General features: G+C 57.2%; 24 protein-coding genes and 1 pseudogene. 9 read left to right on the top strand and 16 right to left on the bottom strand.

Going from position 1 to position 26,628, the window contains the following annotated elements:
• The first annotated feature begins 89 nt into the window (after nucleotides 1-89).
• Both VMC84_RS10545 and VMC84_RS10540 read left to right on the top strand, forming a co-directional pair.
• Complete coding sequence (locus tag VMC84_RS10545; RefSeq protein ID WP_325380399.1) at nucleotides 90-1,547, top strand: flippase; 1,458 nt, start codon at nucleotides 90-92, stop codon at nucleotides 1,545-1,547.
• Nucleotides 1,544-2,716 (top strand): glycosyltransferase, encoded by a 1,173-nt coding sequence (locus VMC84_RS10540; RefSeq protein WP_325380397.1) that lies wholly within the window; start codon nucleotides 1,544-1,546, stop codon nucleotides 2,714-2,716. The genes VMC84_RS10545 and VMC84_RS10540 overlap by 4 nt, the downstream gene beginning before the upstream one ends.
• A gap of 6 nt (nucleotides 2,717-2,722) precedes the next feature.
• Here VMC84_RS10540 and VMC84_RS10535 read toward each other — a convergent pair whose 3' ends face one another.
• Nucleotides 2,723-3,841, bottom strand: a complete 1,119-nt coding sequence (locus VMC84_RS10535) for a mannosyltransferase family protein (RefSeq protein WP_325380396.1) — start codon at nucleotides 3,839-3,841, stop codon at nucleotides 2,723-2,725.
• A gap of 5 nt (nucleotides 3,842-3,846) precedes the next feature.
• Complete coding sequence (locus tag VMC84_RS10530) at nucleotides 3,847-4,605, bottom strand: dolichyl-phosphate beta-glucosyltransferase (protein WP_325380394.1); 759 nt, start codon at nucleotides 4,603-4,605, stop codon at nucleotides 3,847-3,849.
• Between the two features lie 133 nt (nucleotides 4,606-4,738).
• Between VMC84_RS10530 and VMC84_RS10525 the strand changes: the two genes are divergently transcribed.
• Together VMC84_RS10525 and rfbB are read left to right on the top strand one after the other, a co-directional pair.
• Entirely contained in the window at nucleotides 4,739-5,218 is a 480-nt protein-coding gene (locus VMC84_RS10525; RefSeq protein WP_325380392.1) for a dTDP-4-dehydrorhamnose 3,5-epimerase family protein, read from the top strand.
• A gap of 4 nt (nucleotides 5,219-5,222) precedes the next feature.
• Nucleotides 5,223-6,182, top strand: coding sequence for a dTDP-glucose 4,6-dehydratase (gene rfbB / locus VMC84_RS10520; protein ID WP_325380390.1), 960 nt, complete (start codon nucleotides 5,223-5,225; stop codon nucleotides 6,180-6,182).
• A 475-nt stretch (nucleotides 6,183-6,657) separates the two neighbouring features.
• On the opposite strand, the gene VMC84_RS10515 is transcribed toward rfbB, so the two are convergent.
• The 7 genes from VMC84_RS10515 to VMC84_RS10485 all read right to left on the bottom strand — a co-directional run bounded on the left by VMC84_RS10515 (nucleotide 6,658) and on the right by VMC84_RS10485 (nucleotide 16,626).
• Nucleotides 6,658-7,731, bottom strand: a complete 1,074-nt coding sequence (locus tag VMC84_RS10515; protein ID WP_325380388.1) for a glucose-1-phosphate thymidylyltransferase — start codon at nucleotides 7,729-7,731, stop codon at nucleotides 6,658-6,660.
• Nucleotides 7,728-8,573: a dTDP-4-dehydrorhamnose reductase gene (rfbD, locus tag VMC84_RS10510; protein ID WP_325380386.1), complete on the bottom strand. Its 846-nt coding sequence runs from the start codon at nucleotides 8,571-8,573 to the stop codon at nucleotides 7,728-7,730. The genes VMC84_RS10515 and rfbD overlap by 4 nt, the downstream gene beginning before the upstream one ends.
• Nucleotides 8,570-9,529 (bottom strand): UDP-glucuronic acid decarboxylase family protein, encoded by a 960-nt coding sequence (locus tag VMC84_RS10505; protein ID WP_325380384.1) that lies wholly within the window; start codon nucleotides 9,527-9,529, stop codon nucleotides 8,570-8,572. Before VMC84_RS10505 ends, rfbD begins: the two co-directional genes overlap by 4 nt.
• Nucleotides 9,530-9,540: 11 nt before the next feature.
• Nucleotides 9,541-10,545, bottom strand: a complete 1,005-nt coding sequence (locus tag VMC84_RS10500) for a sugar phosphate nucleotidyltransferase (RefSeq protein WP_325380382.1) — start codon at nucleotides 10,543-10,545, stop codon at nucleotides 9,541-9,543.
• A gap of 12 nt (nucleotides 10,546-10,557) precedes the next feature.
• The gene (locus tag VMC84_RS10495) at nucleotides 10,558-11,763 is read right to left on the bottom strand and encodes a PQQ-binding-like beta-propeller repeat protein (RefSeq protein ID WP_325380380.1); all 1,206 of its coding nucleotides are present in this window, start codon (nucleotides 11,761-11,763) and stop codon (nucleotides 10,558-10,560) included.
• A complete protein-coding gene (locus VMC84_RS10490) occupies nucleotides 11,760-14,189 on the bottom strand; it encodes an oligosaccharyl transferase, archaeosortase A system-associated (RefSeq protein ID WP_325380378.1) in 2,430 nt (809 codons plus the stop codon). The genes VMC84_RS10495 and VMC84_RS10490 overlap by 4 nt, the downstream gene beginning before the upstream one ends.
• A 109-nt stretch (nucleotides 14,190-14,298) precedes the next feature.
• Nucleotides 14,299-16,626, bottom strand: a complete 2,328-nt coding sequence (locus VMC84_RS10485; RefSeq protein WP_325380376.1) for an oligosaccharyl transferase, archaeosortase A system-associated — start codon at nucleotides 16,624-16,626, stop codon at nucleotides 14,299-14,301.
• Between the two features lie 210 nt (nucleotides 16,627-16,836).
• Here VMC84_RS10485 and VMC84_RS10480 point away from each other — a divergent pair, with 210 nt between their 5' ends.
• The gene (locus VMC84_RS10480) at nucleotides 16,837-17,307 is read left to right on the top strand and encodes a hypothetical protein (RefSeq protein WP_325380374.1); all 471 of its coding nucleotides are present in this window, start codon (nucleotides 16,837-16,839) and stop codon (nucleotides 17,305-17,307) included.
• Nucleotides 17,308-17,473: 166 nt separating this feature from the next.
• On the opposite strand, the gene VMC84_RS10475 is transcribed toward VMC84_RS10480, so the two are convergent.
• Genes VMC84_RS10475 through purM form a run of 5 tightly spaced genes read right to left on the bottom strand, consistent with a single transcriptional unit; the run spans nucleotide 17,474 to nucleotide 22,480 of the window.
• Nucleotides 17,474-18,742, bottom strand: coding sequence for a radical SAM/SPASM domain-containing protein (locus VMC84_RS10475; protein ID WP_325380372.1), 1,269 nt, complete (start codon nucleotides 18,740-18,742; stop codon nucleotides 17,474-17,476).
• Nucleotides 18,739-20,424 carry a hypothetical protein gene (locus tag VMC84_RS10470; protein ID WP_325380370.1) on the bottom strand — a complete coding sequence of 562 codons (1,686 nt, stop codon included), beginning with the start codon at nucleotides 20,422-20,424 and terminating at the stop codon, nucleotides 18,739-18,741. Before VMC84_RS10470 ends, VMC84_RS10475 begins: the two co-directional genes overlap by 4 nt.
• Nucleotides 20,425-20,427: 3 nt before the next feature.
• Complete coding sequence (locus VMC84_RS10465) at nucleotides 20,428-20,880, bottom strand: zinc ribbon domain-containing protein (protein WP_325380368.1); 453 nt, start codon at nucleotides 20,878-20,880, stop codon at nucleotides 20,428-20,430.
• Between the two features lie 39 nt (nucleotides 20,881-20,919).
• Nucleotides 20,920-21,471: a phosphatidate cytidylyltransferase gene (locus VMC84_RS10460; RefSeq protein ID WP_325380366.1), complete on the bottom strand. Its 552-nt coding sequence runs from the start codon at nucleotides 21,469-21,471 to the stop codon at nucleotides 20,920-20,922.
• A gap of 4 nt (nucleotides 21,472-21,475) precedes the next feature.
• Nucleotides 21,476-22,480: a phosphoribosylformylglycinamidine cyclo-ligase gene (gene purM / locus VMC84_RS10455; protein WP_325380364.1), complete on the bottom strand. Its 1,005-nt coding sequence runs from the start codon at nucleotides 22,478-22,480 to the stop codon at nucleotides 21,476-21,478.
• Between the two features lie 313 nt (nucleotides 22,481-22,793).
• Between purM and VMC84_RS10450 the strand changes: the two genes are divergently transcribed.
• The 3 genes from VMC84_RS10450 to VMC84_RS10440 all read left to right on the top strand — a co-directional run bounded on the left by VMC84_RS10450 (nucleotide 22,794) and on the right by VMC84_RS10440 (nucleotide 24,502).
• On the top strand, nucleotides 22,794-23,270 hold the full coding sequence (locus tag VMC84_RS10450) for a YbhB/YbcL family Raf kinase inhibitor-like protein (protein WP_325380362.1): 477 nt from the start codon (nucleotides 22,794-22,796) through the stop codon (nucleotides 23,268-23,270).
• A gap of 201 nt (nucleotides 23,271-23,471) precedes the next feature.
• Entirely contained in the window at nucleotides 23,472-24,080 is a 609-nt protein-coding gene (locus VMC84_RS10445; RefSeq protein ID WP_325380360.1) for an acetate uptake transporter, read from the top strand.
• A gap of 41 nt (nucleotides 24,081-24,121) precedes the next feature.
• Nucleotides 24,122-24,502 carry a rhodanese-like domain-containing protein gene (locus VMC84_RS10440; RefSeq protein WP_325380358.1) on the top strand — a complete coding sequence of 127 codons (381 nt, stop codon included), beginning with the start codon at nucleotides 24,122-24,124 and terminating at the stop codon, nucleotides 24,500-24,502.
• Nucleotides 24,503-24,517: 15 nt separating this feature from the next.
• Here VMC84_RS10440 and VMC84_RS10435 read toward each other — a convergent pair whose 3' ends face one another.
• Both VMC84_RS10435 and VMC84_RS10430 read right to left on the bottom strand, forming a co-directional pair.
• A complete protein-coding gene (locus VMC84_RS10435) occupies nucleotides 24,518-25,705 on the bottom strand; it encodes an MFS transporter (protein ID WP_325380356.1) in 1,188 nt (395 codons plus the stop codon).
• Between the two features lie 62 nt (nucleotides 25,706-25,767).
• The gene (locus VMC84_RS10430) at nucleotides 25,768-25,989 is read right to left on the bottom strand and encodes a hypothetical protein (protein ID WP_325380354.1); all 222 of its coding nucleotides are present in this window, start codon (nucleotides 25,987-25,989) and stop codon (nucleotides 25,768-25,770) included.
• A 411-nt stretch (nucleotides 25,990-26,400) separates the two neighbouring features.
• Here VMC84_RS10430 and VMC84_RS10425 point away from each other — a divergent pair.
• Nucleotides 26,401-26,628 (top strand): annotated as a pseudogene (locus VMC84_RS10425) (basic amino acid ABC transporter substrate-binding protein); the annotation flags it as partial.

The raw sequence follows: 26,628 nt of genomic DNA, 5'->3' as shown, positions 1-26,628 counted from the left end.
AGTGTACCTATTATGCTCCCTCCGATTTTTCAATGACATTATATGTAATGAAATTATAGTACTGTCATACGCTATATATCGAGGCCATTATGAGCGATGCAATGACGGTTGCGAAGAATGCTATTTATCTCACCATTGCGCAGGCCATTTTGGTAGTCACCGGCATCATAAGCATGAAGCTCACGACGACAGGCCTCCAGTCGACCGGATACGGGCTGTTCGGCTACGCCACCTCTCTAAATACGATCATCTGCTCGTTTATGGACCTCGGGCTTGGAACGCTTGCCTCCCGCGAGGTGTCGCGTGACAAGTCTCAGGCGCACAGGTACCTCTCGAATTTTTTACTGATCCGGCTGGTCTTCGCCGTGATCGTGCTTGCGGGCATCTATACTGCCGCATACATCGGGCTCATCCCCGTCGAGGCTCGCTATGTCGTATTCATCGTTGCGCTTTCGGTAATTTTTAATATTCTGACCGGCCTGTTCGTGGGAATATTCCAGGCGTACGAGCGGATGGAGTATATATCCGCCCAGACGGCGATAACGAGCGTTCTGACCATGCTCGCGGCGGCCCTGATGTCGTACTTCAATCTGGACGTCGTCGGGTACTCCCTGCTATATTGTCTGGCATACCTGGCCGTTCTGGTCTATTGTATCGCCGTCTGCGCCAGGAAATTTACTATGCCCGGGCTGGAGTTCGACGCAGGTTTCTGGAAGGACTCCATAGCCGAGTCACTTCCCTTTGGCATTACTTACGTGTTCGGCGTCATATATTACCAGTTCGCCACGATCGTGCTCCAGTACACGCACTCATGGAGGGACGTAGGCATTTTCAAGGCGCCGTTTAACCTGTTCATGACAGTCCTCTTCGTTCCCCAGGTGCTTACCACTGCTTTGTTCCCTGTAATGTCGAGGTATTTCATAACGTCCCGGGGCTCGTTCAAGAAGGCCTTCGACAAATTTTTAAAATATATTATCATCATCTCAATACCGATGGGGGTGGGCACAACAATCCTTGCGGATAAGATCATGTATACATTGTCGAATGCCCAGTATACGGACTCCATATTCGTCCTTCAGATATTGATATGGGCTGCAGTTTTCCTGTTTATCTGTAGCGTATATATTTCATTGATGAACTCATCGAATAAACAGCGGACGACTATGATGATATCTTTCACCTGTCTGGTGCTGAATGTGGCGCTTTGTATTCTGTTGATCCCCACATATAGCTACATGGGAGCGGCTGTGGCTATAACGGTCACGGAGTTTATCGAGCTCGCCATATATATCATCGTCAGCATCAAACACGATTACGGCCCCTCGAAGGCCTCCGTCGCTGTCGTAGCTAAGGCTGCGGCCGCGAGCGCGCTGATGGGATGCTTCCTGATTTACTTCCGCGCCGAAAACCTGCTTCTTCTCGTCGCCGTTGGGGTCGCCCTGTACTTTTTAGCCCTGTATATTCTGAAAACGTTCGACAGAGAAGATATCGATATTATAAGACAGATTATCGGTTCCAGGATAAAGACCGTACAGGAGAGGAGATGACGGCGTTGAAAGTTGCCATCGTCCGCGGCGGTAACCTAAACCCATTCGAGATGCAGTCATATGAGCCACTGATGCCAGAGTACGACTTCACGGGCTATGCCTCCTTTAATAATGGCTATGAGCTGGATAGCATAAAATTCCCGGTAAAAAGGCTGCACATGCCCGAAGAGTACTTCGGCGGCCTCCCCTGGCCTATGAATTCTTTCGCCTATGTGGCTATGCTCTCACGTGGCTGGAATTATAAGATGTTTGGGCTGGAAAAGGAACTGGCGGATAAGAATATACTCCACGCGGCCGAAACTTATAACGGCTTCTCGTACCAGTGTGCCCGCGTCCGCAGGGGCACTAGTAAAAAAATGGTGCTGACAGTATGGGAGAACATCCCGTTCCAATCGCTGAGGTCTTTCAGGGGATTGACCGGCAACGGGCGAGTTTTCCATTATATTAAGGAAAACACGGATATTTTTATGGCGGTAACCGACCGTGCAAAAAAGGCATTAATGATCGAGGGCGTGCCGGAGGAAAAGGTCAGGACCGTGCCCCTGGGCATCGATACCTCCCGGTTCCGGCCTGCTGGCCCGGGAATACGGGACCGGCTCGGATTAAACGAGAAGGACTTTGCCCTGCTCTTCGTGGGCCGGCTCACCCCGGAAAAAGGGGTTTATGACCTGCTGTACGCCATGAAGCTGATATCCATGGACCCCGATATGGCGAACGTAAAAGCGATCATGGCGGGCACGGGGCCTGAAAAAGAAAATATCGTTCGGCTGGCCCGGAGCCTGGGGATCGAGAGCCGCGTGAAGCTTGCTGGTAATTTCTCATATGACGAGATCCCTCGATTGTATAATTCCGCCGACGCGTTCATCCTGCCCAGCATACCCGTGCACTTCTGGCAGGAGCAATTCGGCATGGTGCTGCTGGAGGCCATGGCTGCCGGGCTGCCGGTCATCTCGACGATGAGCGGTTCTATACCGGAGGTCGTGGGGGATGCCGGCATCCTCATACAACCCAACGACCCGCTATCGGTATATGAGGCTGTCAGGCGGCTAGCCTCGGAGGGAGAGACCCGGCGCCTTCTGGGCGGCATGGCGAGGGCGCGGGCCGTTAAAAAGTACAACGTCGGGGTCGTCTCCAGGGCGATAGATGCCGTCTACCATGAGCTGGAATGAGTCCGCTCATTCGACGGCGATCTGGCACGTCCACAATACGAGTAATGCTCCCTGTGCGAGGGCTAACAATATCGGTGCGAACTGCTCGACGTATTTATTCTTGCTCAGCTCGGCCAGTATGATATACATTGGAAAAGCCACGAGGCTGTAGCGGTGCATGCTCCCGATACCTGAAAAGAGGGGGAGGATGATGGAATATACGCCCACCAGCCAGTAAGAGAAGCCGATCTTTCTATAAAATACGGTCAGGAACGCGATACAGGCCAGGGCTATGAGGGCGTTGACCTTAGCCTGTAATAAGCCGTAGACTACGGATAATATCGGGTTTAACTGCTGCCTTCCCCACTCCGCCGTGAGCACGTGGCCGAACCCGAGGGGGTCACCGATCATCAGGTAATTGTAGGCCATGTAGCAGAACAGGCCGACGGGTATGAGCAACAGAGGTATCGCATCGAGCCCTATTTTTTGGAGCTTGAACTCTTTGCTCTTCGCATACTCGTATACCATGGGAAGCAGGAAGAAAACACCGATGGTCCGTGTTGCCGACAGTAAAAGGCCCAGCATGCCGACGATCCACCAGCGCTGCTTTTTGGCGTAATAGAAACCCGCAATGATGAGGGCCAGGTAAAGGGATTCGGTAAAGACGCCCGACAGCACGAATGCCGTGGGATAGAGGTATAAATATTTTATAGACTCGAGCGCAGTGTCGCTTTCCTTTTCAAGCAGTACGAGACGGTAGAGGTAGAAGCTGGCGAAGAGCAGGCAGACGTTGGAAATGATCAGGCCCGAGATAAATGCGTTACCAATGACGTAGGCGAGCGCCTTCATTAACAGCGGATACAGGGGAAAGAAGGCGTAGAATGCGTTCGACGTATACCCACTATCGGCGATGTGCACGTAGTGGTACGAGTCCCAAACGCCCCAGACGTTAAGGAATGAGAACGATGACATCGGGGGCTGGACGTTCTGGGGGAAGAATCTCCGGGCCAGGAGGCCCAGTCCCGTCAGGACGAGCCTCGTCCCGATGAACAGAAGAAGTATGTACTTGGTCTCATACGGTACTGATGCCAGCAGGTCGCGGAATCGCCCGATTATAGAGCCGGACTGCGAGGGATTATCGCTCATGGCGCTCAGTGGTGCCCCATTGTCCCGGCCGAAGTGTCCACACTTTTGACCGTCAGCTCGCCGGACATCTGCCGGACCTTGAGGCCGAGCAGCCGCCGGCCCATGTAGGCGGAATCCTTCAGCACGCGTACCTTCGAGGCGTTCTTATTGTCGCCGCCGTTATGCTTCCAGGCCACCGGGAATTCGTCCACCCGGAAGCCCATGTTCTGGCAGATGACAAGCAGCTCCGTGTCCCAGAACCAGTGGTTATCCCTCACCAGGTTAAGCGCCGGCATGATCTCCGCCTTATTGAACCCCTTGAAGCCGCACTGGTGGTCATAGACCTTCGACGAGAATAGCAGCCGCACGAAAAGGTTATAAGCCTTGCTCGCGATGTCCCGGACCACGGGGCGCTCCATGTCGGCGCCCTTGATGAGCCGGGACCCGGTGGCCAGCACGGCGCCGGACCGGAGGGATTCCACGAGCTTCCGTATGTAGTGAATATCGGTGGCCAGGTCGACGTCCATGTATATCACGTACTGGCCATGACTGGCCATGATCGCCTCATTCAGCGATGAGCCCCGGCCGAGCCGCTTATCGTTGTGTATTAGCATGATGCCCGGATCCCCGGCAGCGAGGTCTCTGGCGACCTGGTATGTGTTATCGGGCGATGCGTCCTCGACGATGATCATCTCGTAGGACGGAAACTCGCGGCGCAGATATTCGCGTACAGAACCTACGGTGTCCCGGAGCCTGTTCTCCTCTTTATATGCCGGTAAGATCACCGATAATTCCACAGCAGCCATATAATCGATATTAAGAAGGAATGATTCCACTTAACCTTTTTCGTTCGCCATTCAAGGAGCTGATATCCGATAAGTTTTATATTAAATGGCACGCTTAAGATTATGGATACTTATGCCTCAGCGACTGATCGACGGCGTCACCGTGCGCCAGTTACGCATGAACGTGGATGAACGCGGCTTTTTAATGGAGATTATGCGCCCGGACTGGGAGACTTTCGAGAAGTTCGGGCAGGCCTACGTGACGTCGGCGTACCCGGGCGTCGTGAAGGGCTGGCATTATCACAAGAAGCAGAAGGACAACTTCGTCTGCGTCCATGGGATGATGAAGGTCGTGCTATACGATAGCCGGGATGACTCGCCCACTAAGGGCATTATCAACGAGTTCTTCATCGGCGAGCGGAACCCCATGCAGATCCAGATCCCGCAGTTCGTGTACCATGGGTTCAAGTGTATCGGCACGGAAGAGGCGCTCATCGTGAACGTGCCCACGGAGATGTACGATTATAAGGACCCCGACGAGTACCGGCTGCCGCCGGACACGAAGGAAATACCCTACGACTGGGGCCTGGCCCCCGGCCTGAAGCACGGGTGAAAAAATGACTCTTATGGTTACCGGCGCCGCCGGCTTTATCGGCGCCAACTTCGTCCATTACGTTCTTAAGAAATACCCGGGGCTCGACGTCCTGGTGTACGACAAGCTGACCTACGCGGGCAACCTGGACAACCTCAAGAACGTCCGGGACCAGATCAGGTTCGTCAGGGGCGACATCTGCGACGCCGATACGGTAGGAAAGACCATCGAGAAGTATGGCGTAGACGAGATCATCAACTTCGCCGCGGAGACCCACGTTGACCGGAGCATCGACAGCGCCTCGGATTTTTTAGAGTCGAACGTGAAGGGCGTTTATACCATATTAGAGGCTGCCAGGAAGTACGACATAAGGCGGCTTCTGCAGATATCGACGGACGAGGTCTACGGTAGCATACAGGACGGCTCTTTCTATGAGACGTCGAACATCAACCCGTCTAACCCGTACTCGGCCGCCAAGGCCGCCGGCGACCTGCTCGCCCGGTCCTATTATAACACGTATAAGCTTCCCGTGCTCATCACCCGGAGCAGCAACAACTTCGGCCCCTATCAGTTCCCGGAAAAGCTGATCCCGCTCATGATCCTGAAGGCCATGAAGAACGAGCCTCTGCCGGTCTACGGGACCGGCATGAACGTGCGGGACTGGATCTACGTCGAGGACAACTGTGCCGGAATAGACACCGTTTTCCGTAAGGGAAAGCTGGGAGAGGTCTACAATATCGGCGGCGGCAACGAAAAGCCCAACTTCGAGGTCGTTAAGCTTATTTTAAGGCAGCTGAAGAAGCCGGAGTCGCTTATCACGTTCGTCAAGGACCGACCCGGCCACGACCTGCGCTACTCGCTCAACAGCGACAAGACCAGGGCGCTTGGGTGGAAGCCGGCGCATACCTTCGAGGACGCGATGAAGAAGACCATCGACTGGTATGTGCAGAACGAGTGGTGGTGGAAACCACTGCTCAATAAATAATCTGATTTTTTTAACGGGTTAGCGACGCACGCATAGCCCTCCGGTTGGTAACACTAAAACACGAATTATTTTATATCCCACGTAAAGCTCGAAATCACAAAGCTCATGCCTGGTGTTAAAAACACGAAACAACCTCCCGAAGGCTCTAAAACGCTAAGATTAAAAACGCGAGATACGGCATGAATGAACGTTAATTTTATCGGTAACACATGCTTTCTCTCGTGTTTCAATCCTTTAGAGCTGTTTGTGCCTTCGGGAGGTTGTTTCGTGTTTTAAACCCAAAGCATGGACCTTAGAGTCTTCGAGCTTTACGTGGGATATAAAAATTTTCGTGTTTTCGTGTTACCAACCGAACAAATCAGCGTACTTAGCAGGTTCGATAAATAAAATTCATGCGAATAAAGCCATAAAATTTGATGAACGAAATAGAAAAAAGATGAGGAGCCAATCCAGAAACCTGGACTAGCTAGCCGATTTATATTTTAAGGAACGAGTTCTCGCCGACGATAAGCCGCGTACCCCGGGGCAGGTCGCTGTTGGCGGAGGCGATGATGGCGTTCTTCCCGATGAGGCTGTCCACGATGCGATTCTCGCAGGACACGCTGCAGCCGGCCATGAGGACCGACGACTCGATATATGCCCCTTTTACCTTGCACCCATCGCCGACCGCGGTATAGGGGCCGATATACGTGCCCGCCTCGATGGTACAGTCCTTGCCGATCACGACCGGGCCCCGTATCATGCAGCCCGAGCAGATCACCGAGTTCCTGCCGACCGAGACCCGCCCGACAAGGCTCGCGCCCTCCTCCACATTCCCCTCGACGAGGGGCTTCAGCTCGTCCAGCACGAGGCGGTTGACGTCCAAAATATCTTCGGGCTTGCCGGTGTCCTTCCACCAGCCCGTGACGATGTGGGACCGGACCTTGTATTTATTGTCCAGAAGCTTCTGGATGGCATCGGTTATCTCCAGCTCGTTACGCCATGAGGGCTTAATCTGTTTTATCATATCGAAGATGACGGGGGTGAACAGGTAGACGCCTACGAGGGCGTAATTACTCTTGGGCACTTTGGGCTTTTCCTCCAGGCCGATGACACGCCCCTTCTTGTCCAGCTCGGCCACGCCGAACTGGCGGGGATTGGGCACGGACTGCAGCGATATGGCCGCGTCGTAGCCGCCTTCCCTAAAGTCGTCCACGAGGCCCTTGACACCGTTCTTGAGCATGTTGTCGCCCAGATACACAATAAAATCGTCGTCACCCATGAACTCTTTCGCGCACTGGACCGCGTGGGCGATGCCCAGCGGGGCTCCCTGCTCGATGTAAGTGATGCGCACGCCGTACTGCTGGCCGTCCTTAAGCTCTGCGATGACCTGCTCCTTGCCGTTATTTCCAAGGATGACCCCGATGTCCGTGACGCCCGCATCGCGCAGGTCCTCGATGACATACTGCAGCACCGGCTTGTTAGCCACCGGTATGAGCTGCTTAGGGCCCGTGTGTGTAAGGGGCCTCAGCCTGGTGCCGCTGCCCCCGGATAAAACCAATCCCTTCATAGTCTCACTTCTTCCATCTTTTTTAACCCGTCCATGATGTTGAGCATTTTATGATAGCGGCCGATCTTGCTTACGTCCAGCGATGAGTCCGCGGGGCGCTTTGCCTTCTGCTTAAGCGTATCGCTCGTCACCGGCTCGATGAGGCTTGCGTCCAGGCCATAGAATCTGGCAATTTTCATGGCGAAATCGAAGCGGCTGATCCTCTCGCCCCCTGCCGTATGGTAGATGCCCTGCGCGTTATTTTTTATTAGAGCGGCGATGGCCTCGGCACAGTCGTAGGACAGCGTCGGCGAATTATACTGGTCGGTGACCACCTTGATAGATTGTTTTTTTACCAGCGAGTCCCGCACCCAGGTCACGAAGTTCTGCCGGGCGTTCCCGTAGACGACGCTGGTCCTGGCGATGGCGTACCCCGGTAGTTCCTTCACGCGGTACTCGCCCATGAGCTTCGAGTAGGCGTACGCCGATATGGGATTCACGGGGTCGTCCTCCCTGTACATGCCCTTCGTGCCGTCGAACACGAAGTCCGTGGATACATAGATGAGCCTTGCGCCGGCCATGCGGCAGGCATCGGCGACGTTCCTGGTGCCCATATCATTAATGGCCGCCGCCTCGTCTGGATGGTCCTCGCAGTAGTCGACGTTGGTCAGCGCCGCCGTGTGGATCACATATTCGGGCTTCAGCTCCCCGATGGCCCGGATGGTGTCGCCCCGGTCCGTGATGTCGAGGCGTACGGCGCCCTGCTTCGGGTTCCGGTTGAAGGTGCCCGTGACCCCGTGCTCCTTTCCCAGGACCCGGATGACGTCCGAGCCCAGAAGGCCGCTGCCTGTGACAAGTATCAACTCAACTTCTCCTTAATCTCGCTCATGTTCCGGGAGAACCACGTGATCGTGTTCTTCAAGCCCTCGTCGAGGCTCACCTCGGGCTCCCATCCCAGCAGCTGCTTCGCCTTCGTGATGTCCGGCCTCCGCTGAAGGGGGTCGTTCACCGGTAGAGGCCTATAGTCGATGGGCGAGGAACTGCCCGTCTTTTGTATGATGGTGCGGGCAAAGTCGAGCACGGTCATCTCGTTAGGGTTCCCCAGGTTGACCACCTCGCCCTTCACGGGCGACTGCATCATGAGATAGATTCCGCGCACGAGGTCGGACACGTAGCAGAAGCTCCGGGTCTGTGAGCCATCGCCATAGACCGTCAGCGGCTTACCTTCGAGCGCCTGGGTAACGAAGTTCGGGACGACCCTGCCGTCGTCAAGTCGCATCCGGGGGCCGTAGGTATTGAATATCCTGATGATGCGGCCGTCGAGGCCGTGGTGCCAGATAAAGTTCATGGTCAGCGCCTCGGAGAAGCGCTTGCTCTCATCATAGCAGCTCCGGGGTCCGACGGGGTTCACGCGGCCCCAGTAGGTCTCAGGCTGGGGGCTCACCTCCGGGTCCCCGTAAGATTCGGAGGTCGAGGCCATCAAGAACCGGGCATTATGCTCCAGTGCAAGGTCAATGGCGTTATAAGTCCCGATGCTGTTGGTCATCATGATCTCGACCGGATACTGGTCGAAATCGACGGGCGAGGCCCGGGAGGCAAGGTTATATACGAAATCGACCGATTCGCCGATCTTCAGGGGCTCGCGCATGTCGTGCCGGATGAACTTGAAGCGGTCGTTCTTCAAAGCGCCCTTTAGGTTATTCTCGCTGCCGCTGCCCAGGTTATCGACCGCGATGACCCGCTCTCCCTTGCCTAATAAGTATTCGCAGAGGTGGGAGCCGATAAAGCCCGCGCCGCCGGTCACAACAGATGTCTGCATTTCCTCAACCCTCAAAATTCAATGGTGGACGAGTCGCCGATGTTGAGCGCGTTCGCCTTTCCGATCAGTATGGCGTGATCGCCGATGATGGATGAATGTAACGTCATATATTTCACTTCGGCATTGTTGCCCACGATGCTGTCCTCGATGATGGAATTGCTCACGGACGCCCCTTCCGAGATAGACACATAGGGGCCTATGATGGAGTTCGTGATCCGGGCGTTCTTGCCGATGGAGACTGGCTCGATGATGATAGAGTTGGTCGCGCCGTTCTCGGACAGGCATTGCTCGGAAAGCAGGATGCGGTTTACCTCCAATAACGATGCCGGCCTGCCGCAGTCGTACCAGCTGTTCACCTCGAACGTCTTATAGACGGAGCCCTGTTCGACGGCCTTCTGCAGCGCATCGGTCAGCTGTATCTCCCCACTGTGGTTCGCAGAGACGAGGCCTTCGAGCGCGCTAAAAAGCCGGGGAGTGTCCTCGATAAAGTACACTCCTGCGATGCCGATGTTGGACTTCGAGTGCTTCGGCTTTTCGACGAGACGATTGACCGTACAGTCATCATTCATGTATACAATGCCGTAGTGCTCCGGGTTATCGATGGCCTTGACGCCGATGGAGCCGGAGCATTTGCCGTTCTCCAGGTGGTGCTTCAGGAACTCGCTGTACCCGTCCTTGAAGATCATGTCCCCGAGCACGATCAGGATCGGGCTGTCGCCCACCGCAGCGCGGGTAACATAGATCGAATGCCCCAGGCCAAGCTGCTGGTCCTGGTCGACGAAGGTGATCTTCGGGAAGGCACCCGAATAGTTCGTTTTGACATATGAGATAATCTTGTCCTTCATGTAGCCGACCACGATGATGACCTCGTCGGGGTCGAGGCCCGCCATCCGGTCCAGGATGTGCCCGATGATGGGCTTCCCGGCGACGAAGACCATGGGCTTCGGCTTCGTGTACGTGTGCGGATAAAGCCGTTTTCCCGCGCCGGCCGCTGGAATGACCACTTTCATTGTCATGATATTGCTCCCTTATCGGCTCTTACGGCATAAACCTGCCGTTATCAGCACGGCGGCGCAGATGAGCGCGTCCGGGAAAGGCGTTGACGTGGCTGCCGGGGGAGAGCTCGTGGGCACGGGCGTGGGTGTGGCCGTAGTCTCAGCGAAGGCCAGTATCTCGCCGCCCATCGTGGCGATGTAGAGCCGGCCGCCGTCCACGGTCGGGGAGGAGAAAGTGCTCTGGCCCAGTTCGTAGGACCATAACTTATTCCCGGCCTTATCTAAAGCGAAGAGCGTCCCATTCTGGGAGGCGCAATAGAGCGTATCGCCCGATACCGTCACGCTCTGGTAGATCGGGCCATAATAGGCTGATTCCCATTTTAGCGTGCCGTTCTCGCCGAATGCGTAGAGCCGGCCGCCGTATGTCCCGATATAGATGGTGCCGGTGGAGGGATCGACAGAGGGCGTGGAATCCGATCGATAGCCCAGGTCGCAGGACCAGAGGACGCTCCCGTTCCGGGCGTCGAAGGCATACAGGGTACCGGCGCGGGTCGTGCAGTAGGCAGTGCCGTTGAAGATGAGCGGCGATGAGTGGAAAGACTCATTCGTTTCATATGTCCAGCTGACGTTGCCTGTGGCCGCGTTTATGGCGTAGAACGTGCCGTCCAGCATGCCGATATATATCAGGCCGCCGTCGGCCGCGGGCGACGCCTGTGTCGGCTTCGGGACCGACCATACGATATTCCCGCTCTGGAAGTCCAGCGCGTAGAAGCTACCGTCATCTGTGCCGACGTATACCTTATCCTGGTATATCAGCGGTGAAGAAAGGATGCCGCTCTTTGTATAGAACTTCCACTCCAGGAGACCGCTGGCCGCGTCCAGCTTATAGACGTACCCATCGTAGGAGCCGAAGACGACCGAGCCGTTGGCCGCGGCCGGCGTGGACTCGACGGAGGACAGCGTCGGAAAATCCCATTTCTTTTCGCCGGTGGAAGGGTCTAGCGCGAGGAGCTTCAGTCCCGCACCACTGCCGGCATAGAGCGTGCCGTTGTATATAACCGGGGAGGAGAATACCTCCCCTCCGGCGCTCTTTTGCCATTCGACCGCCAGGGGCGGCTTGAGCGCGGAGTCGGCCACTGAAGTGTGGCCGACGTCGTGCCGGGCCTGGGGCCAGTCCGCCGACGCGACGGCGGGGACCAGCGTCAGCATTATGAGAATTATGATGAGCCCCTTTTTCATAGCTTACCACCTGCCACGGCCTCGCCGTTATCCACGGCGGAGGCGGGCACCTGCACTTCGGCGGACGATGCGCCCGAAGTCAGGATATACGCGGACTGCGTAACAGTCGTCCCTGTGGTCGCGGACGTCGGGTACGGCACTACGAGAGAGTAGTTCCCGTCCACTCCCGTGACCGCCTCGGCATAATACGTGTGCGCTCCGTCCTCGAAGGTCACGTTCAGCCGGGCCTTAACGATAGCCCCGGGCGGGGCTGTGCCCGTTATAGTGGCGCCTTTCACGTACTCGAATACCTTGACCGGGTCCGTGCCGCTCGTCGTGTAGATCATGCGGTAGTGCTGCAGGCCGAAGGTATCGTGCCCGAGCGGGTCCTTGCCGCCAAGCCCGTCGTTATAATAGAGCCTGGAATACATCGTGTTATAGTATTTATCGCTTCCGTCGAGCATCGTCTGGCTTCCATAGGGCTCGGGAAGCACGTAGCTGGCGTGATAGCTGCCCGTGTCTTCGCCGACGAGGTAGGGCATGTTCTCGAAGACGCCGTAGGACGCGCCCGCCCACGGGGAGCCGAGGCGGAAGTCCAGCATGACGTACTTCGCGTTACGCTTATCCATGATGGCGCTCGCGCTGGCCTCGTCCTGCGCGATGAAGAAGTGTGCGGCATCGTCGATGCCCGTCTGGAAGTTGTTGGCCACGGCCGGTCGCTCTGCCCTGTACAGTATGTAGTTGCCGTAGTCCCACCAGCTCATGATCCCGTACTCCGGATGCGTCCCGTTATCCGCCGAGTACGTATACGAGGTCTTGGGAGTATTGTCCTTGACCCACTGGCAGGCGTTGTTCCAGTCGAGCGTGTATGGCTCCGGCGAGCCGGAGACCGCATAAACGCTCATTATGATGGGTACGGCCATGACGGCCATGACAATGAGCACGGCCACGACCGGGGGCGTAAGCCAGGCCTCCCTGGAGCCCGAGGCCTTTTTGTTGTTCTCCGTGCCCCGGTAGAAGCCCACCATGTCCAGCGTCCAGAAGAGCGCGAAGCCGGCGAATATGGACACGTTCACGGCGAGTAAATATATGAAGCGCTTCTGGAGTATGCCGAGGACGAGCACGACGAGCGTCCACACAAGCAGGAAGACCTCGGAGTTCTTCAGGCTGCCCCATTTCCTCGTCAGGAGGAAGATGGCCAGCCCGATAATGGCGAGGATTCCGCCCGTGGACAGATACGTCCAGGGAATGTCGACGGAAAACGCCCCGTTGTTGACGAACAGTGGCTCGACCTCCACGATGGTCGCCAGGACATTGCCCTCGCCGAACAGGAACATTATGCCTCCCGACAGGGAATCGAAGAGCTGGGGCAGGGCAAGCCTGATGGCGACGGCCAGCACGGCCGCGGCGGCGACGGCGGTGAGCACGGCCGAGAACCACGGCGCCTTCACGCCCGAGTAGAGCCTGGAGAGGCCGCCCATGGCGATGAAGAACATGGCGATAGCCAGCAGATAGATGACGTGGAACCACGAAATATACACGGCCGAGATCGTGAAGGCCGGCCCCGTAGGGCTCATAATGACAAAGGGCGTAACGATGACGGCAGCGACGAGCGAGGCCAGGGCGCCGGCCGTGCTCAGGTACCCGGTATCCTCGTGGCAGAATGCGTCATAGGCATATTGGGCCAGCGCATACAGGACGATGATGCCGATGAAGATGGGCGAGCCTTCCCACGAGAAGACCATGCCCGCTATGCATGCTCCGGCAAGGAGGGCATAGGCGAGGGGCTTCTTCGGCAGGCTATTTAAGCTCAGCTTTTCCTCGCGGGCCGAGGCGAGAGCACGGGTAAAGCAGAGGAACATGGCCAGCGACATGGCCACTTCGAGGGCGTGGTGGTCGGTATAGGCGAAGGCCGTACGGAATATGGATGCGGGCAGTATAGCCATGAACAGGGCGGCGATAAGCCCGGCGTCCCTGCCCATGGCATCTTTGACGATGTAATACGTCAGCACGATGGAGATAAGCCCGAGCGCCACGGGCAGCGAGGCCGATACCGTCTCGATGATCAGCCTGGACGGGCTGCCAAGCCCGACGATGAGCGATAGCGCGGCCGCGGCCAGGTCGAACAGCGGGGGCCAGCTGATGCCGTAGCCATAGGGATAGTTCACGTAGGAGTCGAACGAGTTCAGGAACGGGAAGTGTTCGACGGCATACACGATCCTTCGCATGTGATAGTACGGGTCGAACTCGGAGAAGTTTATATGGCCGCCGGAAAAGCAGTACGTCAGGGGCAGCAGCCGGAGCGCGAGGCCGACCAGCAGGATGGCAGAGAGCAGGACGGCCGTGTTGTTTAATTGAAAGATATTTTTTCCCCGCGTCGTTTCCTCTTTGCGCGACTCGCCCTGCTTTTTCCGTGCATCGACAGGCGCCTTCCGTTTAGACCCCATAGTAAAAACCAATTATAAATCCAGCTTCGTAATTAAATGCTTATCGCTGGACCTGCATTTTAACGGAATGGCGGACTGGGGCTTCGTTCAGGCAGGCATGGGGCTTCGTTCAGGCAGGCACGGTCTCGCCCGAGAGGACGGCGCTCTCGGGCACGATGACGCTGGCTGAAGTGACGCCACTCGTGACGATGTATGCGGAGCCGGTGGCTACAAAGCCCCCGGAAGACGTGGCGTAGGGCACGACGAACGCATACCGGCCGTCCGGCCCGGCCAGCGTGCTGTTCACGTAGTTCCGCACATCGTATGGCGTGCTGAGGTTCAGGCGAATGCCCACTTCTGAGCCCGGTGCGGCCTTACCAGTTACGACCGCGCCCTTTACGTACTCGAAGACTTTGACCGGGTCATCGCCGTGTGTCTCGTAGATAAGGCGATAGTGCTCGAGGGGCTCGATGGTGATACTGCCGTATCCGGCACCGCAGCCGTCCGCGTTAAACAGCCTGGAGTACATGGAATCGTAGTATTTTTCATTCGCCGACCGGTTCGCGTATAATGCCCTATCGTGATAGCCGGACGCGTTCTCGCCGGCCAGGAGGGCCATGTCCTCGAAGATGCCGTACTGCACGCCGGCGTAGGGCGAGCCCATGCGGTAGTCGAGCATGACGTATCTCGCGCTCCGGTTGTCCACGATGGCGTCGGCCGCGGACTCATCATGGGCCGTGAAGAACCGGGCCGACTCGTTCACGCCCGTCTGGAAGTTGTTGGCCACGGCCGGTCGCTCTGCTCTGTACAGTATGTAGTTGCCGTAGTCCCACCAGCTCATGATCCCGTACTCCGGATGCGTCCCGTTATCCGCCGAGTAAAGGAAGGATGTCTTCGGCGTATTATCGCTCACCCACTGGCAGGCGCTGTTCCAGTCCTGGGCGTAGTACTCGGGCGTTAAGGCCATGGCTATGGTGGAGATCAGCGAGGGCAGGAGCAGGAGCGCCACAATACATGATACGAGGGTGAGGGCGGTCGATATGCTGCCCGATCGCGCGGCGGAAGGCTTTTTACTTTTTGAGGGGTGAAGGTACTCCTCCAGGCCGGCGAGCTGAAGCGACCGGTAGATGGCGTACGCGCCGAAGGTGGACACGCTGACCGCTAGGATGTTGAGGAAGCGCTTCTGCATGATGCCAAGGACGAGCACGGCGGCGGTCCAGACGAGCAGGAACACTTCGCCCTGCTTCAGCGTTTTTACCCTGGCGGTGTACAGGTACAGGAGCAAGCCCAGCACGGAGAGCGGGCCGATGAATGAGAAATAGGCCCACGGGACGGCGAATGATAGCCGGCCGCCCGACATGAAGAGCATCTCGGTCTCGGTCACGGTGCCCATGACTTCGTCAATGCCGGCTAAATAAATTAAGCCCGACCTGGCCGCATAGATGAACCCTGGGTGGACAACCCAGACCACGGCCACGGCGGCGACCGCCAGAACGGCCGTGGCCACCGGCAGCCCGTACCATGGCAGCCTACGCTTTTGGAATAAAGAGGAGAGGAAAGCCATCACTATAAAGAAAATCAGGACGCCCGCGAGGAATATCGTCTCGAACCACGCCATGCTGGCGGTTATAAGAGGAAAGCCCGCGGCCCCCAGGGCGTCCACCACCAGGATAACGGCGAGCCCCGTCGCCGAGGCGATGGCTCCTGGGACGGTCAGGTATCCCGAGTCTTCCCCGTTCCGCACGTCATAGACATACTGTACGAAAGCATAGGCCACGATGACGCCGATAAATATCGCGGCCCCGTCCCAGGAAAGGACCATGCACGCCGAAGCGATGCCCGCGAGGATGGCATATGCCACCGGCCCCGTAAGGCTAAGGCTGGATACCCTCATATCTGACTTTTTTGCGCTTGTGACGGACCGGATGAACAGCAGGTACATGGCCATGGAAACGAGCACTTCCAGGCCGTGATGGTCGACCACGCCGAACATGGACCGGAAGACGCCCGCGGGAATGATAGCGAAGAGCAGCGCAGCGATGAGCCCCGCCTTCTCATTCAGGAGGCCCCGGACGAGATAATAGACGACGGGAATGGTCAGCACGCCGATGAGCACGGGAAGAAGGGATGAGGCCATCTCGATGGTAAAGGCGCCCGGGCTGCCGAGGCCCAGGATTAGCGCGGCCGTCGCCGCGAGGAAGTCGAAGACCGGCGGCCAGCCGATCACGTAGCCGTCCGGGTAGCTGACGTACGAGTCGAACAGGTTCGGGAACGGGTAGTGTAAGACCGTATAGACGATCCGCCGCATATGGTACGACGAATCAGGGCCGTTGAATATGACCTGGCCCCCCACGATCGTGTTCAGCGCCGGCAGCAGCCTTACCGCCAGGCCGAGCAGCATGATGCCTGCCAGCAGGAGCAATGTCCAGTCGACCCGGGACGGGGCTACGTTCTTCACAGCGCTATTCTGCTTTCGTGTTCTCCGGCTACCGCTCATGCATATGACCAGACAAGAAATTTTATATTAACAATTTAATATTTTATGGCTTGTTTTGCCTGGATTTGACGCCTAAAGGCGTGTAAAGCGCACGTTTATTTGGCACTGAGGCCGTTAAAACAGGCCATCACGTTTATTCCTGCCCTTCGTATACTATTACCGGGTGTATGTATGGCGCATGATCTGATTAAGTTCGGCCTCGCGTTAGCCGCTCTTGTCGTCACGGCGGTGGTCGTGGCGGCGCTCGTCTCGGGATACCTGACAGCCTATAAGCCCGCCAGTAAAATCACGACACCCGCTTCGTCTGGCATTTCGGCCAGGTCGGCCCGTGTCACTCCGGTTCCCACGCCCACGATGCCCGCCGGCGCTTACGCTCGATATCCGCAAAATCCGCCCGTATATCCGCCGCCCGTCCCGGAGATGCCGGTATCGATGGAGCCCGGCCTGGCGCCGGCATCCGGAATGCCCGCCCAGATGCCTTCCGCGACACCGGTGCCGTCGCAGACCGCCATTCCCCCATCGCCGCAAATGACGTTTTGGTACTATATCTTCCAGGACCTTCTCCGGGTCTTCCCGGGCCTGTTCTCCGGCCTCCAGAGAGCCTTTCCCCAGTGGCCGGTAGGATGGTTTGGAGGTGTCTAAGGCACTCAAAAAAAAACATACGAGTTCTCATAGACGGTTTCAGCCACGAAGCGACTCTAAGCCAGCTCAAAGCGGCTCTAAGACCTTTAATATGTTTTATAGCATCTTCGTGTCGCTTTAGGCCCGCTTAGAGTCGCTTCATGGCTGAAACCATTGCGAGGGCGGCTTAGAACCCGCACTGAAGGTCGAGGGGGCATCCGCCGCCACACATGGGGTACTGAATGCAGCTATGGCAGCGCTCGGGCGCGAACGAATGTGACCTCAGTTGTTTGGCCAGGTCGGTGTCCCACATCTTCGGGAAATCGTCCGCAAGGGCATTCCCAAGGGGCTTGAAGTATGACTGGCAGGGCAGGACGCTCCCGTCGGGCTCCACGGCCAGCGTGAGTCGGGCGGCCGAGCAGGCCTTCACGCCAAGGCCCATGTCCACGGGGTTGAGCTTGTGGTATTTCGTGGGCGTATACCAGATGAACTCCATCCCCAGCTCGTTCGCTTTTATTTTTATATCGGGGAGCAGGGCCTTCAGCTCTTCGTTCGTGACGCCCTCCGCCTCGGTGCCTTTCCCGGCCCGGATGATGGCGTTGAGGCCGAACCTGGTCACGCCCAGCGAATGCAGGAAGGGCACGAGGTCCCGGATGGTCTCGTAATTGCTGCGGGTGATGGTCGAGTTCGTGGTAGTGTATATCTCGCTCACGCAGTTCCTGATGCCCGCCACTGTCTCCTCGAAGGAGCTGGCGCCGCACATCTTATCGTGTATCGCCGAGTCGGGCGACTCGATGGTGATCTGTACGTAGTCCAGCCCGGCCTTCTTGAGCGAGGCGACCCTCTCCTTCGTCAGCAGGCGGCCGTTCGTGATCAGGCCCGTGACCACGTCCAGGCTCTCCGCGTAGGCGATCAGCTCCTCCAGGTCGTCCCGAAGCAGGGATTCGCCGCCGGTGAAATTCACGTTGGGCACCTCGAAGTCGACGGCTTTTTTAATTATCTTCTTCCACTCCTCCGTGGTAAGCTCCTTCGTCTCCCTCGGCCCGCCGGCGTAGCAGTGCCCACAATTATTGTTACAGCGGTATGTGAGCGCCAGGTCAATGCGAATGGGCGATTTCATCTCGCCGTAGCGGGGCTCTTTTACCTTTACGTCGAAGCAGGTGAACGGGCAGGCGTTGCCCTGTGCCACGCCCCAGATCGTGTTGAGCATGCGGTCGTAGTCGGCCTCAGCCACGGCCTTCTTGACCTTGTATTTCAGCATCATGCGCCAGACTACGTTATCCCTGACACTTCCCACCAGGGGCTTCTTCTTCGAATACCGGAGGTAGTGCTTTACGAAGTCAATCCCGATCCGGTCCAGGTACAGGATGTACGACGCGTTGATAATTAAAAGCCCGGTGCCGTCCGCCTCTTCCCTAAGGTGGAGGCGGGTATCGTCTATCTTAGTCTTGATCATGTGCAACCATGCCCTCCCCCGGCGCAGGCACATGCGCAGGCACAGTGGGCGCAGGCGCAGGCGCAGGAAACACAGGCACAGGATGAGCCTCCGCCCGAATGGTACGCGGCCGGCAGGGACGCAGTGGCCGGCGGCGGGGCGTTCGCGGCGTTCCTCACCCCCAGGAAGCCGTCCACGCTGGACACGACTCCGGCAGACATCGACTCAACCGAGCTGGTGATCGATTTTGCGAAGGACTCGACGCTGGCCGTCGTCTGGTTCGTGGGCGCCTTTGTTCCTGAAGGCTGCTGCGCCGTGGGCGCTCCGGATGACGGCTGCGGGGCGCCGGTGCCGTAGTAGTGGGGAAGCCCGAAGTAGTAGGGGTACCACCAGTAATGCGTCGGAACGTAGACCGTCCCGCTGCCCGGAACGTCGGCGACATAGTCCCTGGTCTTTTTAGTGAACTGTTCGTCGGCCATGAGCCAGAACATGTCCGTATCGTACTTCTCGAGCTTCAGCTCGGGCGTGTCCACCGCCTTTATCTGGGCCCACGCCTCGTCGATCTTCGTCTTATAGTAATCCTCGGTCTCCTTTCGGCTGTACGGCCGGGTCTTGTCCACGACGCGCCTGGCGAGCACCTTGAAGCACTCCAGCAGCTTGGACTCGAGAAGAGTGTGCTGATAGATGGCGTCGGCGAACAGCTTCTCATAATAATTCAAGCCGTCCCGGGACACGAGCTCGAGCCGGGTCGGGTCGGTAGAGATAAGCTTGACGTTGCCTTTTTTCATCATGCCGAACATGATCATGGTGAGAATTCTACGGGGGTCTGCCCGCAGCAGCGTGGCCGCCTCGACCGGGTCGAGGTCCTTATTAATGCCGATGCCGTCCATGCTGACCACCGGCGAGGAATAGGGCCGCCGGGAGAGCGAGCCGATGATCGGCGCCGCGAACACCAAGAGGATGATGGCCACGAAAAAGAAAGGCCCGCCGCAGCAGGAGAAGAGCGTGCCGAGGAGCCCGAGGCCCACAGACGATGACGGCGGAACGTAAGTGGGTTGGGTGGCCTTAGATATGGCGGCTCCGGCTGTCATGTACGTGTCCGGGAAGCTCACGGCCACCTGGAACTGCTCGTTGGGCGCCAGGTTGGTGTTCTGGAAGTAGACCCAGGCTTTTCCGTCCTCGACCCCGAAGTTATCGTAGAGCTTGCTGCCGGTAAAGACCTGGTCTTTGGACACGTTGCCCGGCAGGTAGAACTTGACCTGGGTGTCCGTGATAGACATGTCCCAGTAGGGTGGCGCGAAGGTCACAATGTCATAGCCCTGCGTGTCGGACTGGTACACGAAGTCGGGCAGCGTCGCGTTGATGCGCAAATAGACGTGATCGCCCTGGCCCAGGTCCCATCCCTGGGTCTTGATCTGTCCGCTATCGATGTAGAAGGAATGCCTCAGGCCGCTGCCGTCCGTAACGTCCGAGACCTGCATGTTCGATACGGTCTCGGGTATCCAGACCTCGGTCCAGACGCCCTGCTGAATATTAGCGTCGACCTCGTAGGTCATCAGCACGGAGCCCGAGCGGTCCACGTCCAGCACGACGTGCTGGTAGTTGACCTGCCAGCTGTACGTGTCCTGCGCGCCCGCGTGCGGCGCGAGGGATATCACGATGAGCGTTAACAGTATTAGATAAACCGGCTTCCTCGGGTACATCGCTCACACCTTCGCCGTTTTTTCGTCCTGCCCGAAGGGTATGAGCGTGGGGAACGAGTACGTGGTGATGCCGCTCGCCTCCGTGGCGTCGAGGTTGATGTCGCAGATACCTTTCCTGGACATTTTATCAAGCACCCTCTCGGCCTCGTCCGACTCGAAGCCGGCGTTGATGAGGTCGGCCACGGTGACCGTGCCCTTATTCTTTTTGGCGAGGGCCAGCACCTGCCGCTCCATGTTGTGGTAGCGGGCGTCGCCCATCTTATCCTGCTGGGTGGACGTATATGCGATATATACGAACGCTGCTCCTATCCCCACTAATAGTAGCCCGGCAAGGCCCATGTATACAGCCCAGGACGCGCCTGAGATGAGGGCCATTAGCGTTAAAAACCATGCAAATAAGCCGATCAGTATAATGACCGCTCCGATGAGCCCCGATACGACGGCTTTCATATTCATATTGCATTAATTAGACGATTAGGAGTATAGATATTTTGTTCATATGAGGGCTGAAAGTATGGCCATGGCGAGGAAGGAGATGGCCGCGACCGATAGGTTCTCCAGCCGCCCGGAATAGGCCTCGGCGGCCATGCCCGCCGCCGCTCCTGCGATGGCCAGTGGGCCGGCGAATAAAAATCCTATGGCAGAGGCCGCTATAAAACCCGATAGCGAGCCTTCCCAGGTTTTTTGGCTATTCGGGAGCCTGTGCCGTCCGACAGCCCTTCCCGCGATGCCGGCGATGCCGTCGCCTATCGTGAGAACGACGATGGCGGCGAGGCACGCAGGCGGGTCGAAGGCCAGGGATACGGCGAGCAGCGTGGCGATACAGAGTAGATATAAAAGCGGCTCGGAAGCGATGCTCTTTTTCTCCGAGTCCCGGTAGAGGGCGGAAAGGAATGGCAGGTCTATGCGGCGCCGGGCCGCCTCGAGGATAAAGAACGCGATGATGCCGGCCAGCGCGATGCCGAGCGAGAGCGCCCGGTCGTAGAGCCCGATAAAGGCGAAGGCCGCGCCCGATATGTGCACGAGCTTGCGGGGCAGCCAGGCCATGGCCTTACCACATCGTGACGCCGCGGACCGTGCAGCCTTCCTGCACGATGCTGCCCGCTATCTTGCCGTCGGTCATCTTCACGATGGCCCCGGCGCTCTCCTTGTCGGTAATTATAACGTAGCCCATGCCCATGTTAAAGGTCCGGTACATCTCCTTATCGTCGATTCCGCCGAGCTTCTGGAGCCAGGTAAAGACCTGCGGCACTGGCATGGGGTCGGTAAACTCGAACCCGTAGTCGGTGATCCGCCGCAAATTCATGAGCCCGCCGCCTGTGATGTGGGCCATTCCCTTAACCGGGTACTTCCGGAAGATGGGCACGACTTCCGAGTATATCCGGGTAGGCTTGAGGAGCTCCGCGCCTATGGTCTTCGTTTTATCGTAGGGCAGCGGGTCCGCATATTTGAGGCCACACTTCTCGATGACCTTGCGCACGAGGCTGTAGCCGTTCGAGTGAATGCCGCTCGAGGGCAGCCCGATGACTACGTCGCCCGGCCTTATGCTCTCGCCGGTGACGACCTCGTTTTTGCCCACGTATCCCACGGCAGTGCCCGCGAGGTCGAAGCCCTTGATGATGTCGGGGAGCGCGGCGGTCTCGCCGCCGACGATGGTGACGTTCGCCTGCCTGGCGCCCTCGTCCAGGCCCACCATCACCTGGCGTATTAGTTCATCGTCCGGCTTCTCGATGGAGATGTAGTCGACGAAGGCCAGGGGCTCCACGCCCATGACATAAAGATCGTTGACGTTCATGGCGATGCAGTCGATGCCCACGGTATCCCACTTTTTCATGGCGTCGGCGATGATCAGCTTGGTGCCCACGCCGTCCGTGGTCATGGCCAGCGCGAACTCGCCCATGTCGATGAGCCCGGCGTACGCCCCGATCCCGCCCATGGGGGCCCCGAAGCCAGAGCGTCGATACTTTAAGCCTTTTTTTATTATGCCCGACTTAATGGACTCGAGCTTATTGATGTCCACGCCCGCGCCGGCGTAGGTCATGTGCTTCTCCCGCATATTCGACAGATGGCCGGGAGCGCTAATAAAATTTTGTATTCACCACGGGGCGCACGGAGGCACCACGGAGGACACGGTTATTTCTCACCACGGCGACACGGCGAACACGGCGCTCTTTAAAATTCGGCACGGCGGATGCACGGCGAACACGGCGCTCTTTAAAATTCGGCACGGCGGATGCACGGCGAACACGGCTTCCTGATAATATTATTAAGCAGTGGGTCTCCGTGGGGGGCCATAGGCCATGCTCGCCTTTTATTCAATAAACAATAAATAAGGCCGGCGACGAACTAGATATAAGGAGCGCATCGACGTGAGCACAAAGTGTATATTGAAGCTGGCCAGCCAGTCTTTCGAGCCGGGCAAGAAGATACCCGTGAAATATACCTGCGACGGCGACGACCTGTCGCCCCAGCTCTCCTGGGATGGGGCGCCGGAGGGCACGGAGACGTTCGCCCTAATCATGGACGACCCCGACGCGCCCGGAAAGACGTTCACCCACTGGGTGATATACAACATACCCGCCCACAGGAACGAGCTTCCCGAAGGTGTCCGCGGGGAGAAGATCATTAAGAAGAATTGTTTCCAGGGGCTGAACGATTTCAGGCAGATGGGCTACGGGGGCCCGTGCCCGCCACCCGGCCGGCCGCACCACTACCGTTTTCATCTCTATGCGCTCGACACGGTGCTTGACGTGCCATCGGGCGTGCCGAAGAGCGCGGTGCTCGGCGCCATGAAGGGGCACATCCTCGCCGAGGACGAGATCGTGGGACTGTATGGAAGAGCGTAAAAGCCCGGATCTCGGCTTACCCTGGACATTCCCTATACACCGATATTGTGTAAAATACTAAGCTATTTCATGGCTGTTTAAGCGATAACATATGTCTCTCTATAGATGCGTTAAAATCCAATTATAGTATGATAAAAAATAATCGTTATCAATCGTAACATTTATTTATAATGATTATTAATTAACTATCGGTGCCATTCAATGGTTAACACTCAAACACTAGATGCAAAAGAAGCGAAAGCCGTGGCCTCCACCCTCGCCAATCCGGCGCCCCTGGGGCTCATGGGTTTTGGCATGACTACCGTACTGCTGAACCTGCTCAACGCGGGGCTCATTACCTCGTCGGCCTGGAGCATGATCCTGGCCATGGGCATCTTCTACGGCGGCGTCGCCCAGATTATCGCGGGAATTATGGAATTCGGGAAAGGCAACACCTTCGGCACGACCGCCTTCACGTCCTACGGGCTGTTCTGGATATCGCTTGTAACGCTGTTGATATTCCCGAAGCTGGGCTGGTACCCCGCGCCGGACGGCGCGTCGATGGCGGCGTACCTGGCCCTATGGGGAGTGTTCACTGCCTACATGTTCGTGGGGACGCTAAATAAGAATAAAGCCATTCAGCTCGTCTTCGGCAGCCTGGCCGTCCTGTTCTTCCTGCTGGCAATAGGCGACTTCACGGGCATCGCGCTTATAAAGATCTTCGCGGGCCTGGAGGGCATCGTCTGCGGCTTCTCGGCCATATATCTGGCGGCCGCCGAGGTGCTCAACGACGCCCACGGCAGGCAGGTCCTGCCCATCGGCGGGGTATAAGTCCCGCATTCTTTTTTTATCTGTACGTCGTTCTACGATCCATGGCTTTAAGGGATGATATCTGTTCGGCAATGGAAAACTATGCCCTGACGTCGACTTCGGATTGGAACGTGATAAAGGCCGATGACCTGAAAAAGGGGCTCGACTCGGGAAAAAAGCTCTTTCTGCTGGACGTCCGCGAGCCCTCCGAGTTCCGGGAAGGCCATATCTCGAGGGCCGTGAACATTTCTGTAAATGAGCTTCCGCGGCGCGTCGGGGAGCTGCCGCAGGAAAAGGGCCTGAAGATGGTCGTCTACTGTGCTACGGGGCGGCGTTCCGCCTATGCCGCCATGTTCCTCAGAGTCTATGGCTATGGTGACGTGCGGAGCCTCGCCAAAGGCTACAAGGGATGGGCAGGTGCCGGATATCCGGCTGTCCGCTAATACGGGTGTGGATTATTAAAAAGCCGTCTGCCTTATTTTTACTACCGAGTAGGCGACCAGCGGCAGCATGATTGCCAGCAGCCAGAGGAACGCCGTCGACAGCGATGCGCGCTCCGCGAAGAAGCCCACGACAGGGAAGAGCACCGCGACGCCGGCGCTGGAGAGCTGGCTCTTGAACGCTAAAATAGTGGCCCTGTCCTCCGACGGCACCCGGGCGTTGACTAATTCGCTCACGATGGGCCAGAACGCCACCACGAAGATGGTTCCCAGCCACAGCATGGGCACGCCCAGCGGGTTATTAGAGAATGATAATAGTATATACGCCCCGAAGATGACGCCTGGTATGATGACGATGAACTTTTTCGCCGGCAGCCGGGCCAGGGCGTAGGAGTACCTGGCGCCCAGGGCGGCGAACAGCGAGTCAACGGCCAGGATGATGCCGATGGCGAAGACGGGTATGCCCATGCCCTGAAAATACTTCTGGCAGTACATGTAGATGGTCATGTCCACCGTGGATATGGCGGCGAAGAGCACCAGGATGTAAAGCACCAGCGGGTTTCCGGCGATGGTTTTCATCGAGCTCTTGAAGAGCTGCGACACGCTCCTGCTCCCCACGTTCGAGGCTACGCCCTTCGTCTCGGTGAACAGTAAGGCCGGCACAAGGGCCGCCAGCATGACTAGTATCCCGGCGTAGTAGACGTTCTCGAAGCTGCCTTCAGCGAGGAAGCCCCCGGTAAAGACGCCCAGCGCCGCCGCAACGAACGCGAGCGCCAGGATGTTGCCGTAGATCTTCTTATAGTCGCCGGCATTCCCCACGATACGGCAGCTCTCGTAGGTGATGGACTCCGACGCAGAATTATAGAGCACCCAGGACATCGCGCCGAGCACGAAGCTGGCCGAATAGCCCAGAAAGTCGCCCGATATGAGGATGAGTATATAGCTAAGGACCTTGGTGACGATGCTCAGGTAGAGGCTCGCTTTCCTTCCGATCAGGTCGCCGATGGCCCCCGCGGGCAGCCCGAAGAGAAGATAGCCGAGCTGGTAGACCGACTCCAGCAGGCCGATCTGCACCAGACCAAGGCCTCTATAGCTTAAGAATAGCATCCAGATGCCCTTGTCGAGCATCGTGTTCATGAGCATCGTGTAGACGTAGTTCAGCCTGATGTTGCGCTCGATCTTAGCGACGGGAACATTCAGGGCCATGGTTAAGCCTGAATGTAAATGAAAAAATATAAAGCTTACTAAAAAAGGATAAGAGAAAAGGATTATACTTCCTTAATCATTACCTGATTGCCCTTCTTGGGGGCGCTGAGCATGACCTTGCGGCCGTTCGCGAGGACGATATTCCAGGTCTCGTTATTCTTGTCGTTCGAGGCCATCGCCATCGTCTTCGCTTCAAAGCCCTGGGAGGTCAGGACGGCCCTTACGGCCGCCTCGCCGCCCTTGAATTTACCGACCGTCACGGTCTTGTCGATCTTTCCTGCCATTTCATCATCTTCTTTTTTAAGCTCGTCGGGCCTATCGAGCCAAACTTAAAGCCTGCCCGACGATTGGAATATATACCCGCACTTTGACGGCTTAAATCTATCGCTTTTTTGCCCTCCGTTTATTCCATAGGCAGGAAAGCTACGAGCACATGGCCAGTGAATTGCCTTGCTTCCTACCGTACTGTGTAGAAAAATCTTATACGATGGATAATAAGGCGGAGCGCCCATATGAGCCCGGGCGATGCCTTAATACGAAAAATTTTATAAAAAATCGCCTATTGTCGCCCGGTGCAAAAGATTTAATAGGTAACTACCCATAGGACTATATACACCTATTTAGCACCCCTATGCTCAGTTATGCTCTGCCATGCCATGACATAACATCGATAGGTGAACAGGAGGCTTAGACTAGTGACTAGGAATGTAACAAAGGCATTTTTATTATTGCTATTGATCAGCATGATCGTCGTCTCGGTCAGCGGATGTACCACGTCCCCCGCCGTAACGCCGACACCCGCAGCGTCGGCGAACTTTACGACGCTCACCCCGGGCACGCTCTCCATCGCGACGGACGCGAGCTATGCGCCCTTCGAGAACGTGAACACGACGACGAACCAGATCGAGGGCTTCGACATCGAC

Origin of the sequence: Methanocella sp. (assembly GCF_035506375.1) — an archaeon.
In the GTDB taxonomy this organism is placed as follows: domain Archaea; phylum Halobacteriota; class Methanocellia; order Methanocellales; family Methanocellaceae; genus Methanocella.
Note: the sequence above shows the minus strand (reverse complement) of the source record. Positions and strands in the feature narration are given on the sequence as shown.